This is a genomic window from Pedobacter lusitanus (assembly GCF_040026395.1).
GTDB lineage: Bacteria > Bacteroidota > Bacteroidia > Sphingobacteriales > Sphingobacteriaceae > Pedobacter > Pedobacter lusitanus.
The window spans coordinates 3204847-3227730 of the sequence record NZ_CP157278.1 but is presented as its reverse complement, the minus strand read 5'-3'; the positions used below and the strand labels follow the sequence as shown (position 1 = coordinate 3227730).

The 22884-nt window shown below is 39.5% G+C and carries 20 protein-coding genes; 12 read left to right on the top strand and 8 right to left on the bottom strand.

The features are described 5' to 3' along the window. Positions 1-16: 16 nt before the first annotated feature. On the bottom strand, positions 17-913 hold the full coding sequence (locus PL_RS13705) for a hypothetical protein (protein WP_152620268.1): 897 nt from the start codon (positions 911-913) through the stop codon (positions 17-19). Between the two features lie 108 nt (positions 914-1021). Continuing rightward, positions 1022-2296 carry a phosphoribosylamine--glycine ligase gene (purD, locus tag PL_RS13700; RefSeq protein ID WP_348619700.1) on the bottom strand — a complete coding sequence of 425 codons (1275 nt, stop codon included), beginning with the start codon at positions 2294-2296 and terminating at the stop codon, positions 1022-1024. 252 nt (positions 2297-2548) lie between these two features. On the opposite strand from purD, the gene secA reads away from it, so the two are divergent. The 8 genes from secA to PL_RS13660 all read left to right on the top strand — a co-directional run bounded on the left by secA (position 2549) and on the right by PL_RS13660 (position 12711). Further along, complete coding sequence (gene secA, locus PL_RS13695) at positions 2549-5860, top strand: preprotein translocase subunit SecA (protein WP_041879543.1); 3312 nt, start codon at positions 2549-2551, stop codon at positions 5858-5860. Between the two features lie 79 nt (positions 5861-5939). Then, a complete protein-coding gene (locus tag PL_RS13690) occupies positions 5940-6365 on the top strand; it encodes an SPOR domain-containing protein (protein WP_348619699.1) in 426 nt (141 codons plus the stop codon). Between the two features lie 8 nt (positions 6366-6373). Beyond that, complete coding sequence (locus tag PL_RS13685; RefSeq protein WP_041879550.1) at positions 6374-7561, top strand: M20 metallopeptidase family protein; 1188 nt, start codon at positions 6374-6376, stop codon at positions 7559-7561. Positions 7562-7563: 2 nt separating this feature from the next. After that, complete coding sequence (locus PL_RS13680) at positions 7564-8496, top strand: hypothetical protein (protein ID WP_041879555.1); 933 nt, start codon at positions 7564-7566, stop codon at positions 8494-8496. A gap of 119 nt (positions 8497-8615) precedes the next feature. Further along, a complete protein-coding gene (locus PL_RS13675; RefSeq protein ID WP_041879557.1) occupies positions 8616-9281 on the top strand; it encodes an SGNH/GDSL hydrolase family protein in 666 nt (221 codons plus the stop codon). 9 nt (positions 9282-9290) lie between these two features. Continuing rightward, the gene (gene dnaG / locus PL_RS13670; protein ID WP_348619698.1) at positions 9291-11273 is read left to right on the top strand and encodes a DNA primase; all 1983 of its coding nucleotides are present in this window, start codon (positions 9291-9293) and stop codon (positions 11271-11273) included. Between the two features lie 3 nt (positions 11274-11276). After that, positions 11277-11639, top strand: a complete 363-nt coding sequence (locus tag PL_RS13665) for a YraN family protein (protein ID WP_041879559.1) — start codon at positions 11277-11279, stop codon at positions 11637-11639. Beyond that, entirely contained in the window at positions 11620-12711 is a 1092-nt protein-coding gene (locus PL_RS13660; RefSeq protein WP_052496122.1) for a glutaminyl-peptide cyclotransferase, read from the top strand. Before PL_RS13665 ends, PL_RS13660 begins: the two co-directional genes overlap by 20 nt. Before the next feature lie 45 nt (positions 12712-12756). On the opposite strand, the gene PL_RS13655 is transcribed toward PL_RS13660, so the two are convergent. The 3 genes from PL_RS13655 to pgi all read right to left on the bottom strand — a co-directional run bounded on the left by PL_RS13655 (position 12757) and on the right by pgi (position 16654). Continuing rightward, on the bottom strand, positions 12757-14301 hold the full coding sequence (locus tag PL_RS13655) for a sulfatase (protein ID WP_041879561.1): 1545 nt from the start codon (positions 14299-14301) through the stop codon (positions 12757-12759). Positions 14302-14316: 15 nt separating this feature from the next. Then, positions 14317-14853 carry a DUF4251 domain-containing protein gene (locus PL_RS13650; protein ID WP_041879562.1) on the bottom strand — a complete coding sequence of 179 codons (537 nt, stop codon included), beginning with the start codon at positions 14851-14853 and terminating at the stop codon, positions 14317-14319. 154 nt (positions 14854-15007) lie between these two features. Then, complete coding sequence (gene pgi, locus PL_RS13645; RefSeq protein WP_348619697.1) at positions 15008-16654, bottom strand: glucose-6-phosphate isomerase; 1647 nt, start codon at positions 16652-16654, stop codon at positions 15008-15010. A gap of 335 nt (positions 16655-16989) precedes the next feature. Between pgi and PL_RS13640 the strand changes: the two genes are divergently transcribed. From PL_RS13640 to PL_RS13630, 3 genes are all read left to right on the top strand, one after another. Further along, positions 16990-17493 carry a hypothetical protein gene (locus PL_RS13640; RefSeq protein ID WP_041879564.1) on the top strand — a complete coding sequence of 168 codons (504 nt, stop codon included), beginning with the start codon at positions 16990-16992 and terminating at the stop codon, positions 17491-17493. A 91-nt stretch (positions 17494-17584) separates the two neighbouring features. Beyond that, positions 17585-18662, top strand: a protein-coding gene (gene prfB, locus PL_RS13635; RefSeq protein WP_152620269.1) for a peptide chain release factor 2 whose coding sequence is annotated in 2 segments (ribosomal slippage) — positions 17585-17644 and positions 17646-18662 — 1077 coding nt in all. Because the reading frame shifts where the segments join, the coding sequence is not laid out codon by codon here. After that, positions 18662-19582, top strand: a complete 921-nt coding sequence (locus PL_RS13630) for an alpha/beta hydrolase (protein WP_041879566.1) — start codon at positions 18662-18664, stop codon at positions 19580-19582. Before prfB ends, PL_RS13630 begins: the two co-directional genes overlap by 1 nt. 7 nt (positions 19583-19589) lie before the next feature. Here the strand turns inward: PL_RS13630 and PL_RS13625 are convergent, their stop codons facing one another. Continuing rightward, positions 19590-20459, bottom strand: coding sequence for a transglutaminase-like domain-containing protein (locus tag PL_RS13625; RefSeq protein WP_041879568.1), 870 nt, complete (start codon positions 20457-20459; stop codon positions 19590-19592). Positions 20460-20504: 45 nt separating this feature from the next. Here PL_RS13625 and PL_RS13620 point away from each other — a divergent pair, with 45 nt between their 5' ends. Continuing rightward, positions 20505-21287 (top strand): O-methyltransferase, encoded by a 783-nt coding sequence (locus tag PL_RS13620; RefSeq protein ID WP_041879569.1) that lies wholly within the window; start codon positions 20505-20507, stop codon positions 21285-21287. Positions 21288-21308: 21 nt separating this feature from the next. Here PL_RS13620 and PL_RS13615 read toward each other — a convergent pair whose 3' ends face one another. Both PL_RS13615 and PL_RS13610 read right to left on the bottom strand, forming a co-directional pair. Continuing rightward, positions 21309-22439, bottom strand: a complete 1131-nt coding sequence (locus PL_RS13615; RefSeq protein WP_041879571.1) for a BamA/TamA family outer membrane protein — start codon at positions 22437-22439, stop codon at positions 21309-21311. 91 nt (positions 22440-22530) lie between these two features. Beyond that, positions 22531-22869 (bottom strand): DUF6686 family protein, encoded by a 339-nt coding sequence (locus PL_RS13610; RefSeq protein WP_316933254.1) that lies wholly within the window; start codon positions 22867-22869, stop codon positions 22531-22533. Between the last annotated feature and the right edge of the window lie 15 nt (positions 22870-22884).

Sequence of the window (22884 nt, the reverse complement as noted above, 5' to 3'; positions counted from 1 at the left end):
TATATGATTGCTGAAATTATTTATTTTTTAGCCCGGTCATTTCCTCTTTCATCATTTTATTCTCCCGTTTTACACTTTCTAACTGTTCTTTAATATCAATCATATACAAAGTCAGCTCTTCTATTTTTTGCAGGAGTTTTATATTCATTTGACCCAGTTCTAAACCATTCTTTTTCATCTCGTCAGCTGAAGCTATTTCAGGTAAATGATTTTTATCCCTGATATAAGCTGCGACTTCTTCCAATGGTTTTAACTGGTAATCTTTCTGGAATACAAAATCTGCTCCGGCGTCAACAGAAACTTTTACTTCCTGTGAATGAATATTACCTGCTACAGTTAATTTAGCATCGGGTTTTACAGTACCTATGCCAACGTTGCTGTTATCAGAATTGATAAATAGTGATGCTCCCATCCAGTTATTGCTGGTTTTACCCCATCCTCCGATTACAAAGTCTCTTCCCTGATAAGTCAGTGCTAAAATATCAGGGGTCTGTCCCCATGCGCCTGTAATAGCTGTTCCCCGCCCCAGGTAACCAAGAGGATTAGTGCCTTCTGTAAAGCTAACCAGATTCGTAATTGTAGCGCCGTTAACATGAAGTTTGGCTTCCGGACTTGTCGTTCCCAGACCTACATTACCATTGTCAGAATTAATAAATAATGAAGCTCCCATCCAGTTGTTATTGGATTTTGCCCATCCCCCTATAGCAAAATCTTTTGCCTCATAAGTTAAGGTTAGTAAATTTGGTAGCGGATTCCATGCTCCGGTAATCGTGGTTCCGCGACCCAGAAAACCGTAATTAGTTGTGCCTTCGGCAATAGTAACAAAAGAGGTTACCGTACCCGTATTAGTTTGGGAATAGCCTGATGCAGTAAGCAAGGTTAAGCAGACAATTATAAGCGCTTTTTTTATCATAATTTTTGTGGTTAAATTCATGTCCTAAATTTCAGGAAAGGACAAGTGTCTAAAAAAAAAGCCCGAAACTATCATCCCGGGCTTTTGTATGTTTTACTATATGTAGTCTTACATCAGATCAAATCCGATATCTTCTCTGAAATATTTTCCGTCAAAATATATCCTTGCTGCATCAGCTGTTGCTGACTGTAAGGCTTCAAACATGTTATCCTGTAAACTGGTTATTGCTAATACGCGTCCGCCATTACTTTTAATCACGCCTCCTTCAGCAATAGTTCCTGCATGGAAAGCCAGTGATTTACGGATGTTATCAATTCCGGTCATTACTTTACCCTTTTCATAGTCTCCTGGGTAACCACCAGCTACAATCATTACTGTTGCAGCACTTTTAGGACTGATCTTCAATTGAACATCTTTCAGTTTTTTCTTCGAAGTAGCAATGAACAGTTCTACCAGGTCATTCTCAATTCTCGGGAATACACTTTCAGTTTCAGGATCACCCATTCTGCAGTTATATTCTATGATCATTGGTTTATCGCCAACTTTGAATAATCCGAAGAAAATGAAGCCTGTATAATCTATTTTATCTTTCTTTAATCCGTTTATTGTAGGGATGATAATGCTGTTTTCTACCTCTTTTAAGAATTTCTCATCAGCAAACGGAACTGGAGAAACAGATCCCATACCTCCTGTATTCAGTCCGGTGTCACCCTGGCCAATACGCTTGTAATCTTTTGCTTCCGGTAAAATCACATAGTTATCACCATCGGTTAATACAAATACAGATAATTCAATACCAGTCAAAAACTCTTCGATAACAACTATTGCTCCTGCATTACCGAATTTGCCTTCACTTAGCATTAAAGTTAGTTCTGCCTGTGCATCTGCTGTGGTTTCACAAATTAAAACGCCTTTACCAGCAGCTAAGCCATCTGCTTTCAGTACAACGGGTAAGCTGTGCTTTTCAAGATAAGCCAGTCCTTCTGCCAGTGTATCTTTAGTGAAAGATTTAGAACCCGGATGCGGAATACCATGGCGTGCCATAAATTCTTTGGAGAAATCCTTGCTGCCTTCCAGTATAGCACCTTCTTTTTTGGGGCCGATAACTGGAATTCCGGCAAGCTTTTCATCTGCCAGGAAAAAATCATGAATACCATTTACCAGAGGTTCTTCAGGTCCGACAACAACAAGTTCAATTTTTTCTGCTAAAACAAATGTTCTGATAGCTTCAAAATTATTTGGATTAAGATTTACATTTTTACCATATGCTGCTGTCCCACCATTACCCGGTGCGATAAATAGCTGTGAGCATTGCTCAGACTGACTCATTTTCCAGGCGAAAGCGCTTTCTCTCCCACCAGAACCTAATAATAAGATATTCATATGGGCAAAGATAACCGCTTTGCTTAAAAAAACTGTTTAAAATTTCTAAGATCATCAATTTATAGTTTCCTAATCATTACCCGGAGATGACAATTTGTACTTATCTGCTTAAATAAAGATCATATAGCTAATGCAATTACAAGATATTTTGTAGTTTTATGCCTCGATAACTGACAAAGTGGCCTGTCCGATGATATGGCTTGGTTGTTGTAAAATGATGATTTTAAAACAAATAAAACATAAATAGAAACGATGCTAGGATTTTTAACCAAAGTTTTTGGAAGCAAATCAGAAAGAGATATTAAGGCAATCCAACCACTTGTCATTAAGATAAATGAAGAATACGCTAAACTTTCGGCCTTAAGCAATGATGAATTGCGGAATAAAACTGTCTATTTTAAGGACATTATTGCCAAATCTTTAGCTGAGATTGATACTCAAATTAGTACACTTAAAACTGATGCTGAAAGTCAGGAATTATCATTGCCTGAAAAAACTGCCATTTATGAGCGGATTGATGCGTTGGTAAAAGACAGAGATAAAGAATTAGAAGTTGCCCTGCTGGGAATTCTTCCGGAAGCCTTCGCTGTTGTCAAAGAAACCTCAAGACGTTTTTCTGAAAACCCTACACTTGAAGTAACCGCTTCGGCATATGACAGAGATTATGCTGCGCGCAGAGCCAATGTGAAAATTGAAGGTGATAAAGCTTTCTGGGCTAATACCTGGGATGCTGCGGGGAGTACAGTAGTATGGAACATGGTACACTATGATGTTCAGCTGATTGGTGGTATTGTACTACATAATGGTAAAATCGCCGAGATGGCAACGGGTGAGGGTAAAACACTGGTAAGTACATTACCTGCTTATCTGAATGCATTAGCTGGTCAGGGTGTACACATTGTAACAGTGAATGATTACCTGGCACGACGTGACTCGGAGTGGAATGGTCCTTTATTTGAATTCCATGGTATCAGAGTAGATTGTATCGATAAACACGAACCTAATTCTCAGGAACGCAGAAACGCTTATCTGGCAGATATTACTTATGGTACCAATAATGAGTTTGGTTTTGATTACCTGCGTGACAATATGGCGCAGGAACCAGGTCAGCTTGTTCAGCGCAAACTGCATTTCGCTATGGTTGATGAGGTCGATTCAGTTTTAATTGATGATGCACGTACTCCATTAATTATCTCTGGTCCGGTTCCTTTTGGTGATCAGCATGAATTTCATGAACTGAAACCAAGAATTGAGCGTTTGGTTAATGCACAGAGAGAATATGTAACCAAAGCTTTAAATGAAGCTAAGAAATTAATCGCTGATGGTAAAACCGGAACCGAAGAAGGTGAAGGTGGTCTGGCTTTATTAAGAGCACACCGTGGTTTACCAAAAAATAAAGCACTGATCAAGTTTTTAAGTGAAGGAAATAATAAAAATATCCTGCTTAAAACTGAAAATAGCTATATGGCTGATCAGTCTAAAAATATGCCTAAAGTTGATGCTCATTTATATTTCTATATTGATGAGAAAAACAATCAGGTAGAATTAACAGAAAAAGGAATTGAGCTGATCACTAAATCTGGTGAAGATGAGCATTTCTTTGTATTGCCTGATGTAGGTACTGAAATTGCTGAAATTGAGAAATCAACTCTGGAAAGCGAAGAAAAAGTTGCGAAGAAAGATGAACTGATGCGTGACTACTCTATCAAAGCTGAACGTGTTCACTCCGTAAATCAGTTGTTAAAAGCTTATACCTTATTTGAAATCGACGTTGAGTATATCATCGACGAAGGTAAAATCAAGATTGTTGATGAGCAGACTGGTCGTATTATGGATGGCCGTCGTTATTCTGACGGTTTACACCAGGCGATTGAAGCTAAAGAGAATGTGAAAGTAGAAGATGCTTCACAGACTTACGCTACAGTTACTTTACAGAACTTCTTCAGAATGTACCATAAATTATGTGGTATGACTGGTACAGCAACAACAGAGGCTGGCGAGTTCTGGTCTATTTACAAACTGGATGTGGTAGAAATACCAACAAACAGAGTGATGTTAAGATTAGATCAGCAGGATTACGTTTACCGTACTGTTCGTGAAAAATATAATGCAGTTGCAGAAGAGATCGTTAAATTAACAGAAGCAGGCAGACCGGTACTGGTTGGTACGACTTCGGTAGAGATCTCTGAGCTGTTAAGCCGTATGCTTAAATTACGTGGTATAAAACACAACGTACTGAATGCTAAAATGCACCAGAAAGAAGCTGATATTGTTGCTGAAGCAGGTCAGGCCGGTACGGTGACTATTGCAACGAACATGGCTGGTCGTGGTACGGATATAAAACTTGGCGCCGGCGTTAAAGAAGCAGGTGGTTTAGCTATTGTTGGTACAGAGCGTCATGAGTCACGTCGTGTAGACAGACAGTTACGTGGTCGTTCAGGTCGTCAGGGAGATCCGGGTTCATCTCAGTTCTTCGTTTCACTGGAAGATAACTTAATGCGTTTATTTGGTTCTGAGCGTATTTCCAATATCATGGTTAAGATGGGAATTGAAGATGGTGAAGTAATTCAGCATTCGATGATTACCAAATCTATTGAGCGTGCACAGAAAAAAGTAGAAGAAAATAACTTTGGTATCCGTAAGCGTTTACTGGAATATGATGATGTGATGAACTCACAGCGTTCAGTAATCTATGCTAAACGTAAAAATGCTTTGTTTGGCGAACGTCTGGATGTAGACATGAACAACATGGTATTTGATGTTGCTGAAGACGTTGTTTCTGAATATAAAGAAGCTGGTAATTATGAAGGATTCAAATTAGAGGTTATCAAAAACTTCTCTCTGGATACTGATATTACAGAAGCTGAATTCAGTTCAAGAAGCATTCATATCTTAACTGATAAGTTGTTTGAGGAAGCAACTACTTTTTATACAAGAAAATCTGAAAATATCATCCTTCAGGCAATGCCGGTATTAACACAGGTATTTGAAGAGCGTGGTGATCATATTGAGCAGATTGTAGTTCCTTTCACTGATGGAATCAGAAGCATTCAGGTTCCTGTAGAACTGAAAAAAGCAATTGCTAATCATGGTAGAGAAGTAACGAAATCATTCGAGAAAACTATCGTTCTTGCTTTAATCGATGAATCATGGAAAGAGCATTTGCGTGAGATGGACGAATTGAAACAGTCTGTACAAAACGCAGTTTATGAGCAGAAAGATCCATTGATCATTTATAAAATGGAAGCCTTCAACCTGTTTAAAAATATGTTGAATGCAGTAAATAAAGAAGTAGTAAGTTTCTTATATAAAGGTGGTATCCCGATGCAGCAGGAAGCTGATGATATCAGAGAAGCTCAGGCTCCTAAACCGGCACCAAGCAGATTAAAGATGTCAAAACCTGAATTTGCTTCGTCAACCAGTACAGGTGATGTAGAGTTTGATGATACCCGTGAAGCTGCTCCGCAACAGCCTATACGTAAAGAAGTAACTATTGGAAGAAACGATCCTTGCCCTTGTGGAAGTGGTAAGAAATACAAAAACTGTCATGGTGCAGGATTGTAATTTGTAATACACATAAAGAATGCCGATTTTTGTAAAAAGAAATCGGCATTCTTTTTTTATAACAGTTTTTACCCTTCCTATGAGATCATTTTTTACATTTATTATTTGTTGCTTTTCTTTGGCTGGTTTAGCCCAGAAAAGAGGAGAGGTGGTTATTCTTAAAGATCCGCTGGTAGACAGCCTGATTGAAAAGAGGATTGCCTTAAGTAAAAAAGTAGCTCCTGTAACCAGTCAGAGGGCTGGTGGAGCTATTGTCTCGCAAATGGGCTTTCGTGTCCAGGTATTTTATGGCTCTGACAGGAGACAGACTTTTAATGAACAGGCACGTTTTAAATCGGCTTATCCAAAGCTGAATACCTATATCACCTATAAAGAACCAAATTATTATCTCCGTGTTGGAGATTTCAGAACACGTCTGGAAGCCCAGAGACTGATGAATGAACTCAGATCAACATTTCCGACTCTGTTCATTTTCAGAGAAAAAATCAATGCACCCCGTTTATAGCCAATCAGATGATTAACAAAGAGCAGATTCAAAATTTAGCGAATACTATATTTCAGGACGTTGTCGGTTACCGCCGTCATCTTCACATGAATCCGGAACTTTCTTTTGAAGAGTTTCAGACCTCAGCATTTATTAAGGATAAACTGACCGAATGGGGTATTCCCTTTACAAGTATGGCTAATACCGGTGTAGTTGGTCTGATTACAGGAGATCTGCCTTCTGAAGAGGTTATCGCCTTGCGTGGAGATATGGATGCCTTACCAATTATTGAGGCTAATGACAAGCCTTATACTTCACAAAACCCAGGGGTAATGCATGCCTGCGGACACGATGTTCATACTTCTTCTTTGCTGGGTGCTGCTTATATTCTGAATAAGATGAAAGCAGAATTTGGCGGGACAATCAAATTAATCTTCCAGCCAGGTGAAGAAATGCTACCTGGTGGGGCAAACCTGATGATTCAGGAAGGCGTGTTGGAAAATCCAAGACCTTCAAATATTGTAGGACAGCATGTAATGCCGTGGATTGATGCCGGAAAAGTAGGTTTCCGTTCTGGTATATACATGGCTTCTGCTGATGAATTGTATGTTACCGTAACAGGAAAGGGCGGACATGGAGCTCAGCCACAGCAGAATATTGATCCTGTATTGATTACCTCTCATATTATTGTTGCCTTACAACAGATTGTGAGTCGTAATGCTGATCCAAGACTGCCATCAGTGCTTTCCTTTGGAAAAGTAATTGCAAACGGTGCGACTAATATTATTCCGAATGAAGTTAAAATAGAAGGAACTTTCAGAACACTGAATGAAGAGTGGCGTGCTGAAGCCAAACGTCTGATGAAGAAAATGGCTGAAGGTATTGCTGAAAGTATGGGCGGAAGCTGTGAGTTCAATATCATGCATGGCTATCCTTTTTTAGTGAATGAAGAAAAACTAACTGCCAGTGCGCGTGCCTATGCAGAAGATTATCTGGGTGCAGAGAATGTTGTGGATCTGGATATCTGGATGGCAGCAGAAGATTTTGCTTATTATTCTCAGGTTACCAATGCTTGTTTCTATCGTTTAGGTACCGGAAATGCAGCAAAAGGAACCTTGTATTCTGTGCATCATCCTAATTTTGATATAGATGAGGATGCGCTGAAAATATCGACCGGACTGATGGCATATATTGCGCTGAAGCAATTAGGAAACTAAAGATGAAGAGTCTGTTAATTGCAGCTTTGATGGTATGCTCATTTGGAGGTTTTGCTCAGCAGATCCCCCGTTTTAATCCGGATAGCATTAAAACTATCCAGCTGGATTCAAATGTGAATATTGTTGCACAAAAGCTGAGTGTGGAGACCTTTATTAAGGCAATCACTACAGATACCAGTTTTTATGCCGCATTCAGAAAGATGAAGAAGTATAGTTTCATTGCTGAAAACAGGATCTATACTTATGATAAGAAGAATCAGGTAAACGGAAAGATTTATCGCAAAATCCGGCATACGAATTCCGGACCGGTAAAAATGGAGTACCTGGTTAAACAGGATACAGGAAAAGTGTTTAAGAAGAATGGCAAATATCAGCTGTATACAGTAGAGATGTTTGATTATATTTTTATGAATGCTTATAAATCTGATCTGGTTGCCGATGCACCCACGGCTTCTCCGGGAGCTAAAGGAGATACCAATGCCAGCTATAAAGATAAACTGAAAACTTTGATTTTTAATCCGGGAAAACCTGTAAAGGGGATCCCCTTTATTGGAAGTAAAACAGAAATTTTTACGGCCAATATGCGCCAGTATTATGATTATAATTTCCAGAGCGGAACCTATCTGGATTCAATCCCTGTGTATCGTTTCAGGGTCAGTGTGAAAGATGACTTAAGTAAATGGACTAAGGATGGATTAATGATTAAAGAGCTGGTTACAATTTTTGATAAGCGTGATTTTGCTATTCTGGGACGTTATGTAGATATGAAATACAGCAACATGCTGTTTGATTTTAATGTGCAGATGAATATTGAAATGGGTTATTTTGGAGAGGATAAACTGCCAACCAAAATTACTTATCAGGGAAACTGGAATGTACCTTTCAAGAAAGAAGAACGCGCGAGCTTTTTGATTTTACATAAAGATTATCATTAAAATACAGAGAGAGGACCTTGCAAAGCTTACCTAAAAAGTCTTAAATTGGTTAACTTTGAATATCCGGTAATAGTGACCGGATATTCCTGAAACCTATTCTAACCTCAAACCACCTATTAATGAAAAGACTAACCCGAGCAATGGTATTTCTGGCTGCAGGATGCTTATTGATTACTTTTATGGCAATGAAAACCAAATCTAAAAAGATTATCTTTTTTGGTGATTCCATTACTCAGATGGGTGCGAAACCCGGAGGATATGTTGATCTGGTTAAAAAAACACTTGGCCCGGATGCTTATGAGGTCATTGGAGCGGGGATAGGTGGTAATAAAGTATATGATCTTTATCTGCGTTTAGAGGACGATGTGCTCAATAAAAAACCAGATCTGGTTGTGATCTATATCGGGGTAAATGATGTCTGGCATAAACAGACCTCACATACAGGGACTGATCTGGATAAATTTGTGAAATTCTATCAGGCCATGATTAATAAAATTCAGGCTAACGGCTCTAAAATTGTTGTTTGTACGCCTGCAGTAATTGGGGAGAAAAAAAATGGAGCTAATGAAATGGATACTGAGCTGGATAAGTTTTCAGCAGCTATCCGGGAACTGGCCACTAAAAATAAGCTGCCTTTGTGTGATCTGAGAAAGTTGTTCACGGATTATGATTTGCAGAATAATCCCGAGGATCTTTCCAAAGGAATTTTAACAACAGATGGAGTCCATCTGAATGAAAAGGGTAACAAAACTTTAGCTGAGACGTTGTTACCATTTGTAAAGTAATTTGTTTTAATGATATATCAGGATACTATTAACAAAATCATGGACACTTCCCGTATTGAGGAAGTTGTCGGTGATTTTGTGTCTTTAAAAAAGCGTGGGACAAGCTTAATTGGTAATTGTCCTTTCCATAATGAGAAAACACCTTCTTTTCACGTTTCGGTAACCAAAGGTATTTACAAATGTTTTGGTTGCGGTAAAGGGGGGGATTCTGTGCGTTTCATTATGGACCACGAGAAGTATTCTTATCCTGAGGCTTTAAAATATCTCGCGCAGAAGTACAATATTGAGATTGAGGAGAAGGAGGAGAGTCCGGAAGTAGTCCAGGCAAATAATGCAAGGGAAAGTCTATATGTGGTCTCTTTATATGCTGCAAATTATTTTGCCAATGAATTATGGACCGGTGAACAGGGACGTGCAATTGGTCTGAGCTATTTTAAGGAGCGTGGGTTCCGGGAAGATATTATTAAGAAATTTGAGCTCGGATATTCTCCTGATCAATGGGATGCACTGATCTTAAGTGCCGCCTCTGCCGGTCATAAGGAAGAGTATCTGGAAAAAACCGGTCTGGCTATCCGCAATGAAAAGGGAAAGGTTTATGACCGCTTCAGGGGCAGGGTAATGTTCCCGATTCATAGTTTTACTGGCAGGGTTATAGGTTTTGGTGGAAGAACACTGAAAACAGATAAAAATGTTCCTAAATATGTCAATTCTCCCGAAAGTGATATTTACCACAAATCGAATGTGCTTTATGGTCTGTTCCAGGCAAAAAAAGCTATTCGTGATGCTGATAATTGTTACCTGGTAGAAGGCTATGCAGACGTGCTTTCTGTACATCAGGCAAATATTGAAAATGTAGTTGCCTCTTCCGGTACTTCATTAACTATAGAGCAGATCAGGCTGATCGGACGTTTTACACAGAATGTAACTATCTTATATGATGGGGACGCTGCAGGTATTAAGGCGTCACTGCGTGGATTGGACATGATCCTGGAAGAAGGACTGAATGTGAAAGTGGTTAACTTTCCTGATGGCCATGATCCGGATTCCTATATGCACAAGGTTGGTGCAGGTGCCTTTAAGGCCTATATAGAAAACAACCGTAAAGATTTTATTCTTTATAAAGCTGATACCCTGCTTAAAGAAGCTGGAACAGATCCGATTAAACGTGCGGGAATTATCAGGGATATTGTAGAAAGTATTGCGAAGATACCTGATGATATTAAGGCTTCAGTGTTTATCAGAGAATGCAGCCACCTGCTTCAGGTAGAGGAACGCATGCTGATGACTGAGCTGAACAAAATTCGGTCTGCTAAATTTAAAAAAAGCGGACAGGGCGGACAGCAGTATCAGCAGAGATCCTCAGGTCAGCAGCAATCTCATACCCCCTATCCGGAAGGACCACCTGACAACCTGTTTGATGATGATGCAGGACCGGATCTGCCGGGAATGGATAATCCGGCAGATGATGATTTATTGCAGGAGCATGAGATTGTACGTCTTTTACTGGCCTTTGGACATGAATTGGTAAGCTGGGATAATATCGATAACATGTATATCGGATCGTTCATCATGCAGAATCTGGCAGATGTGACTTTTGAAGATGAAATCTGTCAGCTCATTATTCAGAACTATAAAGAAGAAATAGAGAACGGCCATTTGCCGATAGCCAATCAGTTTATTAAAAATGAAAACCGTAAGATTGCAGATTTAGCTATTACTTTATCAACCTCTCCTTATTCATTAAGTGAAAACTGGTATAATAAACATCAGATTTATGTACGTGATGAAACGGTCAATTTAAAAGCAACAATTCTTGGCGGGCTTTATCATCTGAAAAAAAAGAAAGTAGAACGCCTTTTATTGGGATTATTACAGGAAATCAAGATGGAGACCGACCCTGTGAATCAGGATATTCTGATGGGTAAGTATGCCTTTATGAAAAATGTGGAGCGTGAAATCTCTAAGTTTCTGGGCTCAGTAGTTATTAAATAACTCATGGCAGCACATAACGAACTGGGAAGAAAGGGGGAGCTGCTTGCAGCAGGCTATCTGGAATCCTGCGGTTACCATATTCTGGAAAGAAACTGGGTGCATAGAAGAGCAGAAATAGATCTTATTGCTTTTTATGACAGTAAGCTTATTTTCGTTGAGGTAAAAACCCGTAGCTCTGTCAGTCACGGAGAACCAGAGGATTTTGTGGACTGGAAAAAAGAGAAACAACTTGATTTTGCTTCATCCGTTTATATCGAAAGAAAGAACCATCAGGGGGAAATCCGGTACGATATTGTTGCAATTGTTTTTGAAAATGAACAACTTTATAAAATTAATCATATTGAAGATGCATTCTGGCCAAACTAATACATTTGTTAAATTACCTAAATTAATACTACTGATTTGTGCGCTTACTGGTATCACTTTCGTAATCTCCTGTAAGAGTGGTGGAAGTCATAGTGATACACTGAGCTTTAAAACTCCTGAACAGGGACAGGGTTATGGACTGGGAGAGGATGTAAAAGTTCAGCTGGATGTTCCTGCGGATGCTAAAATTGGCAGTGTTAATTATCTGCTGGATGGTAAACCAGTCGGCACAAAGAATAACGCAGAGGCACTAACCATTAAAACAGGTGACTTATCTCTGGGATATAAACTGATCACTGCTGTTGTAGATAACGGTTCGAAAAAAGATACCGTTACTATCAATATCGTATTGAAATCAGCAATTAAACCTAGTCAGTTCAGCTATAAGGTTATCAATACATTTCCTCATGATACAAGTTCGTATACGCAGGGTCTGGAGTATCATAACGGACGTTTGCTGGAAAGTAGCGGTGAATATGGTTTTTCTACGCTAAAATGGGTTAATCTGCAAACCGGTAAAGCATCGCCTAAGATTGATCTGGAGGAGAAATTTTTTGGTGAAGGTTCTACGCTGATAGGTGATAAAATCATTTTGCTGACCTGGAAAGAAGATGTGGGTTTTGTTTATGATGCCAAATCTTTAAAACAGCTGGGAACTTTTCCTTATCAGAACAGCAGAGAAGGCTGGGGACTTGCATTTGATGGAAAACGTATCATCAAGTCTGACGGGACTAACAGAATCTGGTTTTTAAACAAAGACAACTATAAAGAAGAAAGTTTTGTTGATGTTTATGATAACAACGGGCCGGTAGATCAGCTGAATGAACTGGAGTATGTTGATGGTAAAATTTACGCCAATATCTATCAGACCGATAAAATTGCTATTATAGACCCTAAAAGCGGCTCTGTGGTGAGTTATATTGATCTTACCGGAATATTGCCTGCAAAAGATAGATTCCCTAATACAGACGTCCTGAATGGTATTGCCTGGGATGCTGCTGGTAAACGTCTTTTTGTTACAGGTAAGAAATTTAGTAAATTGTTCCAGATACAACTGGTTCCAAAGGGATAGCAGACAGGATTGCCATATTATTTTTCAAAAGATCTTAGCAGGTTTTCAATCTGTCAGCTGATCTGGCATCGGGACTATTTTACCTGTAGTTTTGTCCAGTGGTAGCTGAGCGTCACAATCTTTTAGTTTTGCAGTTAAAATCCGGGCTAGTTTTTGAGTAAGTACCGGTAAGGTAGCAGCTAAATCCCTGCTCTCCTGAATATCATCTTTAAGATTGTAGAGTTCCAGTTTTCCTTCTTTTTCAAAATAGATTAATTTCCAGTCTCCCTTTCTCAGTGAAGTTGCCCAGGAGTGGTTCCGGTTTGATTTTCCGCCGGTCCAGTTATTAGGGTAATTCCAGATCATTACACGCCCCGTATCAAGTTTTTCAGGATCTTTTAAATAAGACGTCATACTTACGCCATCTACTTTCTGTACCGTCTTATAATGCTTGATTCCTGCCACTTCCAATAGCGTCGGGTAAAAGTCCTCTATACGAACATACTGTTTGCTGGTACTTCCTGGTTTAGTCACCCCGGGCCAGCGTACGATAAGAGGTTCTCTTACCCCGCCTTCATACAATGACCCTTTACCGCCCCTTAAGGGATAATTCTGAGTATTCTCTGCACCTTCGCGTGGCGCATGCGAAAAGCCGCCATTATCAGACATAAAAACTATGATAGTGTTTTTTGTCAGCTTATGCTGTTCCAGATATTGCATAAGTTCACCTAAACTATGATCCATTCCTTCAATCAGTGCCGCGTAAGCTGCTTCAGGTTTGGTCAGGCCTCTGTCCAGATAAGGTTGTATAAAACGTTTGTCAGCCTGGTATGGCAGGTGTACTGCATAATGCGACATATAGAGAAAAAATGGTTTCTTTATCATTTGTGCCGTATCCATGGCCAATTTTGCTTCTGCTGTCAGATCCTCCGTTAAAAAGGTATTGGTATGCCAGTACTTTTTCATATTGGGGATGTCAGCCTGCACGATATATTTTTCCGGGTTATATCCAAAATCATCTTCGGCCAGGTAAGATGCCGGATGACCAGCAGCGCTTCCACCTACATTTTTTACAAAACCAAGTTTCAGTGGATTCGCTCCAATGGTTCCGTAAGCCCCAAAATGAGCTTTACCACATTGAATCGTATAATAGCCATTTTCTGCTAACAGTTGAGGTAATGTAGTTGCATAAACACTTCGTTCATTACCTTTTACCGGGGATAATCCATTGACATTCCATTTTGGAGGAGATAATTTATCGTCGGGATAATCTACAGTTTCATTTTTTGCAGATGTCCAGTTTGTAACCCGGTGCCGGGCAGCATTCATGCCGGTGAGAAAACTTACCCGTGTTGGAGTGCATACCGAATTGGCATAAGCCTGTGTAAATTTCATAGAAGAGGCTGCAAGCTTCTCCATGTTTGGTGTATGGAATTTTTGATTTGCCGGTGTAATCTTTTCCCAGAAAGGGACTGATGTATCCTGCCATCCCATATCATCTACCAGAAAAAAAATAACGTTAGGTTTATTCTGCAGAGCTGACTGTGCTATTCCCTGATATGGTCCTAATAAGCAAAGAAATATAAACAGCCCTTTTATTTTGTTTTTCATTCTTTGTTTTTCAAATTATTTATCTTTTTTGGGCTTAGGTTCGGTTATGTTCCCGTTGTAGGAAATTGACTGCTGACTATTACTTGTTATTGTTAATGTGGCATTGCCTGTTTTAGTGACAGAAAGCGTCAGATTATAATTGTCTTTAACGTCTTTTGGATTAATCAGAATTGTCCAGTTGCCCTTTTTTGTTTTAGTGCTTTTGTAAGTAAAGTTTTTAGATTTGAATTTGATGCCGCTATCGTTGGGATCTCCCAGTTTAGGAGTAAAGGAACGGCCATAATAAGGAAGATAAGCAACTACGCTGTCTGGTGTTACCGAAAGGTCATAATTAGAGCCGTTGAGGTTGATATTGCCTCCGCCGGTATAACCAGGCATCTTACTCATTACATTATTGATATCTGTTACATTTAAAGGACTTGCACTCGTAGCCGAAAATACATAGTTCTTTTCATTAATAACTTTTGCTGTTGTTTCCTGACTGGTTTGTGCTTTCAGCTGCAAACCTGAAAAAAGCAGTGTGAGGATTAATAAGTTTTTAAACGTTTCCATTTGTATTTAATTTATGTGTGTATGAATAAGAGAGACTTTTGATACAAAGGTTTAAAAAGCAACTCAATATACACAAATGAAAACGTTATAAGTATATGTTTTTAAAAACTTAACAGCCGCTTTAGCAGACTGTTAAGTTTTGTTTTATCAGAAATTATCTCCAGCTTTTATACTGGTTAATCAATCCGTTTGTAGAGGCATCATGAGAAGATACCGGTTCATTATCCTTTAATTCAGGAAGGATACTTTTTGCCAGTTGTTTTCCCAGTTCCACACCCCATTGATCAAAGCTGAAAATGTTCCATACAATTCCCTGAACAAATATTTTGTGTTCATAGATCGCAATAAGACTTCCAAGACTGCGTGGGGTAACTTTCTTCAGTAAAATGGAGTTGGTTGGTCTGTTTCCTTCAAAAACTTTAAATGGAGCAAGTTTTTTGATCTCTTCTTCAGACTTACCTTCTTTCTTTAGTTCGACAGTAACCTGTTCTTCAGTTTTACCGTTCATCAGGGCTTCTGTCTGTGCAAAAAAGTTGGACAGTAAAATCGGATGATGTTCTCCTATAGGGTTCAGACTTTGTGCCGGTGCAATAAAATCACATGGGATAATACGTGTTCCCTGGTGAATTAGCTGATAAAATGCGTGCTGACCATTTGTACCGGGCTCACCCCAGATAATTGGTCCGGTCTCATAAGTTACATCGTTACCGTTGCGGTCCACATGTTTACCATTGCTTTCCATATCTCCCTGCTGGAAATAAGCTGCAAAGCGATGCAGGTATTGATCATAAGGTAAAATGGCTTCAGTTTCAGCGTCAAAGAAATTGATATACCATATGCCCAGCAGTGCCAGAATTACAGGGACATTATTTTCAAATGGGGTGTTTTCAAAATGTTCGTCAGCAGCATGTGCGCCGGCAAGCAATTCTTTGAAATTGGCAAAACCTATGCTCAGGGCAATAGGCAGTCCGATAGCACTCCATAATGAATATCTTCCGCCAACCCAGTCCCAGAAACCAAACATATTCTCCGTATCAATACCAAATGCAGCTACGTCTTTGGCATTGGTAGATAATGCAGCGAAATGTTTAGCGACATCTTCCTGTTTTGCACCTTTGCTCAGAAACCACTCTTTTGCCGTATTTGCGTTAGTCATCGTTTCCTGCGTGGTGAACGTTTTTGAAGCTACCAGGAATAAGGTAGTTTCAGGATCAACAGTCTTCAGGGTTTCTACGATATGTGTGCCGTCGATATTAGACACGAAATGCATGGTTAAGTGATTTTTATAAGCTTTCAAAGCCTCTGTAACCATTACCGGACCTAAATCAGAACCACCAATACCAATATTGACTACATCAGTGATCGCTTTACCAGTATAACCTTTCCATGATCCTGAGATAATTGCTGCACTGAATTTCTCCATTTTAGCCAGTACCCCGTTAACATCGTCCATTACATTTTTACCATCAGCATAAACAGGTTTATTGCTCAGATTACGCAATGCAGTATGTAAAACAGCTCTGTCTTCTGTCTGGTTGATCTTTTCTCCGCTAAACATTGCTTTAATAGCTTCATCCAGTTTACATTCTCTGGCAAGCTGCATCAGTAAAGCAAGAGTAGTGTCATTGATCCTGTTTTTAGAGTAATCCAGCAGGATATCTTCGAAAACAAGAGAAAATTTCTCAAAACGCTTTTCATCTTCTGCAAACAGCTGTTTTAAATTTTTTTCATTGATATCAATGAAGTGATCAGCCAGGTATTTGTAGGCCGCTGTCTCTGTGAAATTTATGGTTGGTAGCATAATGTTGGTGTTTCTTTCTGTAAATGTAAGAATTATAAGATGAACTAAATGTCGTCAGAAAGGGTTGGAATTAATAGTAAAAAGGGCTTTAAAACTAAACTTTTTACTTTGCGCTGTTGATTTCAGAGCTGGAGATCTGATCCGGTGCTGACAGAAACCATGTTAAATTACTGGTCGGTAACTGCCCGAATATAACCTGATAGTTAATGTATTATAAAATTGTTACTTAATGATCTGATTTTGAAGAAATAGTGCTTTTTTTTTAATGTATCTATGGTTTTATTTATATTATATTTAATCAAAAAATAACTTATCACCTATAAAAACTACCCATCATGTTAGAAAACTTAAATCAATTAGTTAAAGATAGTACTCAGGATGCTATCGTAAATAATACTGCTATTCCTAATGAGCATAATGAAGCCGCTATTTCTGCTGCTTCGGGTTCTATCATCGATGCTTTAAAACAACAACTGACTTCTGGTAACATTGGTGGTCTTGTTGACGCATTCAAAGGTGGAAATGTTGAAGGAAGCGCGGTTGTACAGGATGCTTCAGCAGGTTTTATTGATAAACTGGCAGGTATGGGCATTAATCTGGAATCTGCTAAAGGAATTGCTGCCTCTGTTATTCCGGGTATTATCAGCAAATTCATTAATAAAACAAATGATCCTAATGACAGCTCTTTTGATATCAAAGATGTATTGAGTAAAATATCTGGTCCTGACGGAAAATTTGAATTATCTGATCTGACAAATCTGTTTACCAGTGCCAAAGAAGGCGAAGCTGGTGCTCAGGGTGGCGGTATTGTAGATAAGCTTAAAGGACTTTTTAGCTAAGCACATAATTAATTTTGTAAAAGGCTATCTGAATATTATTCAGATAGCCTTTTGTGTTTATAGCCTGCTTAATATTTATATATTTGTGATTATGACAAAAGAACAAATACAGGATTTAAGGGACAGAGTAGCGTCGCTGAGGAGGCATCTTTGACGTCGAAACCCGACTCGAAGCTATTTATATAGAACAGGAGCTTACCTTACAACCAGATTTTTGGGACGATCCCAAAAAGGCTGAAAAGCACTTAGCAGAAATGAATGCTAAGAAAGTGTGGACTGATGCCTGGCAGAAAGTTAACACTGAATTTGAAGATACACAGGTACTGTTTGATTTTCTGCAGTCCGGAGATGCGACCAATGAGGAGATGGAGGAGCAGTATGAAAAGTGTCTGCACCTGATCGAGGATCTGGAATTGAAGAACATGCTGAGCAGCAAGGAAGATCAGCTGAATGCGGTAATGCAGATTACAGCCGGAGCCGGTGGAACCGAAAGCTGTGACTGGGCAGCCATGCTGATGCGGATGTATATCATGTGGGGAGAAAAGAATGGTTACAAGGTAACTGAGCAGGATTTCCAGCCGGGTGAGGTAACAGGTGTTAAATCTGTAACCCTGCAGTTTGCCGGAGATTTCTCTTATGGCTATCTGAAAGGAGAAAACGGAGTCCACCGCCTGGTACGTATTTCACCTTTTGATTCTAATGCACGCCGTCATACTTCATTTGCTTCAGTATATGTTTATCCTTTAGTGGATGATACTATTGAAATTGAAATCAGGGATGCAGATATAGAATTTGAAACTTTCCGTTCAGGTGGAGCCGGAGGACAAAATGTGAATAAGGTGGAAACAGCCGTACGTCTGTATCACAAACCTTCAGGTATTGTTATTAAAAACCAGGAATCACGATCACAGCTTCAAAATAAAGAAAATGCCCTGCGATTGCTTAAATCACAATTGTATGAAGCGGTTATGCGCGAGAGAATGCTGGCTTCTGCAGCAGTTGAAGGATCAAAGATGAAAATCGAATGGGGATCACAAATCAGAAACTATGTCTTACATCCGTATAAACTGGTTAAAGATCTGAGAACCAATTATGAAACTTCAAATGCCCAGGCAGTTCTTGATGGAGAACTGAATGACTTTTTGAAAGCTTATTTAATGGAATTCTAATGAATAAAAACTGGTTGTTACTTTTAATTATGATAACAGGGGTGAATATCGGACAAGCTCAGGAAGTAATGAAGCTGTATTCAGGGAAAATACCCGGAGCAAAACCTGCACCTTCAGCTTATAAAGAAAAGGAAACAATCATCAAAGGTAAAGTTTTTGGACTGAGCAAGGTAACTGATCCTTCGCTCAGTCTTTATAAACCGGATCCGCTTAAAGCAAACGGGACTGCGGTAATTATCTGCCCGGGTGGTGGCTATGCATTTCTGGCTACCGATCATGAAGGAGATGAAGTAGCCCGCAGATTTGCTGCAATGGGTGTAACAGCCTTCGTATTGAAATATCGTCTGCCAAATGACACCATTATGGTAGATAAATCAAGCGGCCCTTTGCAGGACGTCCAGCAGGCAATTTACCTGGTACGTAAAAATGCTGCTTCCTGGAATATTAATCCTGCCAAAGTCGGAATTATGGGTTTTTCGGCCGGCGGACATCTTGCCGCTTCGCTTGCTGTTCATTATGAAGACCGTAAGAACAAAGCTACAGAAGGGACAAACCTGAGACCCGATTTTGCAATTCTAATCTATCCTGTAATCAGTTTTACAGCCTCAGCGCATACGGGTTCTGTGAAAAAGCTGATCGGCCCTAATGCCGTAGAGGCACAAAAAGAATACTTTTCCAATGAACTTCATGTCAATGCACAGACACCGGTTACTTTTCTGGTGCACGCAAATGATGATGATACCGTACCAGTTGAAAATACCATTTTATTTACCCAGGCAATGGTAAAACATAAAGTTCCTGTAGAGACTCATCTCTATCAGGCGGGCGGACATGGTTACGGCATGCATAACAAAAAGACTTCTGACGAATGGTTTATGCGTTTGCAGGAGTGGATGTCAGCAAATCATCTGCTGGATTAAAGACGGCTTAAATGTCGCTGCCAATCAGGATATCCTGTAGTTGTTTCAATTCTTCCACTTTTTCTGTACTGCCCAGATTCTCATAGGCCGATATCAGGTTACGTATAATTCTGCGTATAATTTCGACATTACTGCATGGTGCATAAAATCCCGGTAAAGGCTGCAGATTTAACTGGCGTAAAAACTGGTCTACATCATGTTTGCCAAAAATAGCTCCCTTGTTGAAGGCATTGATATAAAAAAGAACGCCAAATTCATTTTCTTCTATTTTGCTTTCATCAATATAGCCGAGGATAAAATGCTGCGGAAGATTAACACCATAGACCGGAATATCCAGTTTCTGTGCTATCGTAGCATAGATAATAGCAAGTGAAATCTGGTTCCCTTTTTTGGTTTCCAGGACCTGGTTGATATAGGAATTCTGCGGATCATGGTGATTTTTGGTATTGCCCTTGAACCCGTGTACATTATAGAAAATATGGTTGATGAGTTTAATCTTTTCTACAGAGCTCATTTCATATTGAAGACCCATCCAAATTTCTCTCTTGATTTCTTCCAGGTGGTTAATTACCTTTTGCTCGTCAAGATCAGGATACTGGTACCGGTTAATAACCAGCGCTCCCTGTAAAAGATCAAATGCTCCGCTCTGATACCAGAGATTAAGATCTTCTTTTACAGTGTTGAACTGAATCTGATGAACGATATTTTCAATTCTTTCCTGCAGCAGGGTATCAAGCGATTTCTCCCATTCCGTTTCCAGAAAATGAATCACTGATGTTCCATGTTCAAGCAGCCGTTTCTCTACCTGTTCGAAGACTTCAGGATCTGTATCATCGAGTAATTTTACCAGCGCTTTTATTTCTGTACTATTTTCCATTAAAAAATACCAATTAGAATGCTTCGTTTACCTATTTTTGCATTTATGGCATTACAATTTATCAGCGACTATCTGAAGCATCGTTTAACCTCTAAAAGCAGACATGGAACTCATTCACCTTTTGTTTACCATTTGGTAGATGAGGTAATTTACGATTTTAACTCCAAAACTGAATACAATGGCATTGAGGAACAAAGAAAAAAACTTTTAAATGACGATGCATTAATCACTGTTACTGACCTTGGCGCAGGTTCACATCTGAATAAAAACAGGACAAAAAAGGTAAAAGAGATTGCTAAAAATGCTTTAAAATCGCCAAAACTGGCGCAGCTGATTTATCGCCTGGCAAAAAACAGCAAGCCAGCCAACCTGATTGAACTGGGTACCTGCTTAGGGATTACTACTGCCTATTTATCCCGTGCCTGTCCTGAAGCAGATATCCTCACTATTGAAGGATGTCCCGAAACGGCAAAAAAAGCCTATGAGAATTTTCAGGATTTAAAGCTGGATAACATAGAGCTGCAGGTCGGAAATTTTGATGAACTGTTACCTGAAGTGATTAAACAGGCCGGAAAGCTGGATTTTGTTTATATCGATGGTAATCACCGCAAAGATGCCACTATAAATTATTTCAACTGGTGTCTGCCTAAAGTACACGAAAATTCTTTACTGATCTTCGATGATATTTACTGGAGTAAAGGTATGAAGGAAGCCTGGGAAGAAATCAAGAATCATCCGGATGTTACTGTCACCGTAGATCTGTTCTGGATAGGTCTGGTTTATTTCAAAAAAGGACAGGTAAAAGAACATTTTAAGATTAAGTTCTAAATACCTGTTCCGCTGATTCCTTTAAAATGCTTCGGCCAGGCTCAGGTAAAATCCTGATTGTCTGGCTTCATTAGGCCTTTTTTCTCCAACTGCGTAATCTGCTCTTACACTCAGACCTTTAGCAGGATCATAGAAGTATCTTATTCCCCCTCCGAATGAAGGTTTAAACTGTTTTAAAGAGAAATCACCATTAGCGAAAACGCGTCCGCCGCCTCCAAATGCAACTAAACCAAAACGGTTGCTGAAACGGTAGCGTAGTTCAGTCTGAGCTGCCAGCAGGTTTTCGTCTCTGTATCTGCCAGAATAATAACCGCGCATCATCTCGTCATTGCCAAGCTGCGGCAGCAGATAGAATGGCGTATTGCTGCTTTGTACAGTATGATAAATCCCGTTCACACCCAATACAAACTTTTTGGAAATCGGCCAGAAGTTACGGATAACAACCTTGATCTGACTGCCGGTAAAATCATTTCCGCCAAAGATGTTTGGTGCATACTGATAAGATACTCTTCCGAAAAAACCTTTAGTGGGGTAGTTATTTGAATTTCTGGTATCATAAGTCTGGGATACCCCAAGATAGATGACCGATCCGCCGTTTTTACCCAGTACAGCAGGGTCTGTTGTATAAATACCACCAGGTTCCTTATCTGTGAAATTGAAGTTCTCAAATCCCAGGGATACTCCGGTATAGGCAAAAGGCAGAATGTTTTTTTCTACATCAAAAAAAGCTCTGATCTGGCGCTGAACCAACCTGTCTTTATCCGCTTCGTGTGTTTGGTTTCCTATACCAAAGAAATCAAATGGCATGCTTCTGAACCGTAGTTCGCTGATCAGGTGGAAAGCATTATGTTTGGTCCATACATCACCTTTCAGACTCACATTATATTGCTTTTTGGTGGAAAAAGAAAGTACAGTTGAAAAATTGGAGCTGCGGTTCAGCGTGTCTTTTCTGTCAAGGTAGGTTGAGTAAAGACCCCCGAAACCAAATTCCAGACCTGTTTCCTGTGCATATCTTAACAGCGGGAGAGGCATGAAACTGGCTTTACGCGTAGTATCTACATCTTCTGATAACATACGTTTGATCAGTTTCATTTGTCCAAATCCATGAAGCGTTGAGAGCAGTAGGGTGGTGCAAAGCAAAAATTTTCTCATTAGGCGTGTCTGCGCGAAGATAAAACAGGGTAAAATAAAGGCGCTAAAGTAAGCAATTTATGAGTAAAATTATGCTGAGCTTTAATTATAGCTAGCGATTTGTCCCGGGTTCTGTGCCCATCAGCGAATAAACTTCTTTCATGAACACAGCTTCGTTGAGCAGGGTACGAAAAGATTTCAGTTCTTCATTGGTAAAGGCGAAACTGATATCCTGATCCGGAGTGGGTAATAGCACCCTTTCTTTTTTGTCAGGAAAAGGCATGCTGGTTTCATCAAAAGAGGTGTTTTCAATAATATTTTTAAAATTAAAGAAATCGTCAGGGCTAAGGCTAAGCATGAGGTTATTATGCCATATATAGAATATATCGCAAGATGGGCAATGTGAAATTGCGGTGTCTTTTCCCGTACTTAAAACTATAGTTTTACACATAGTATTGCATTTTTA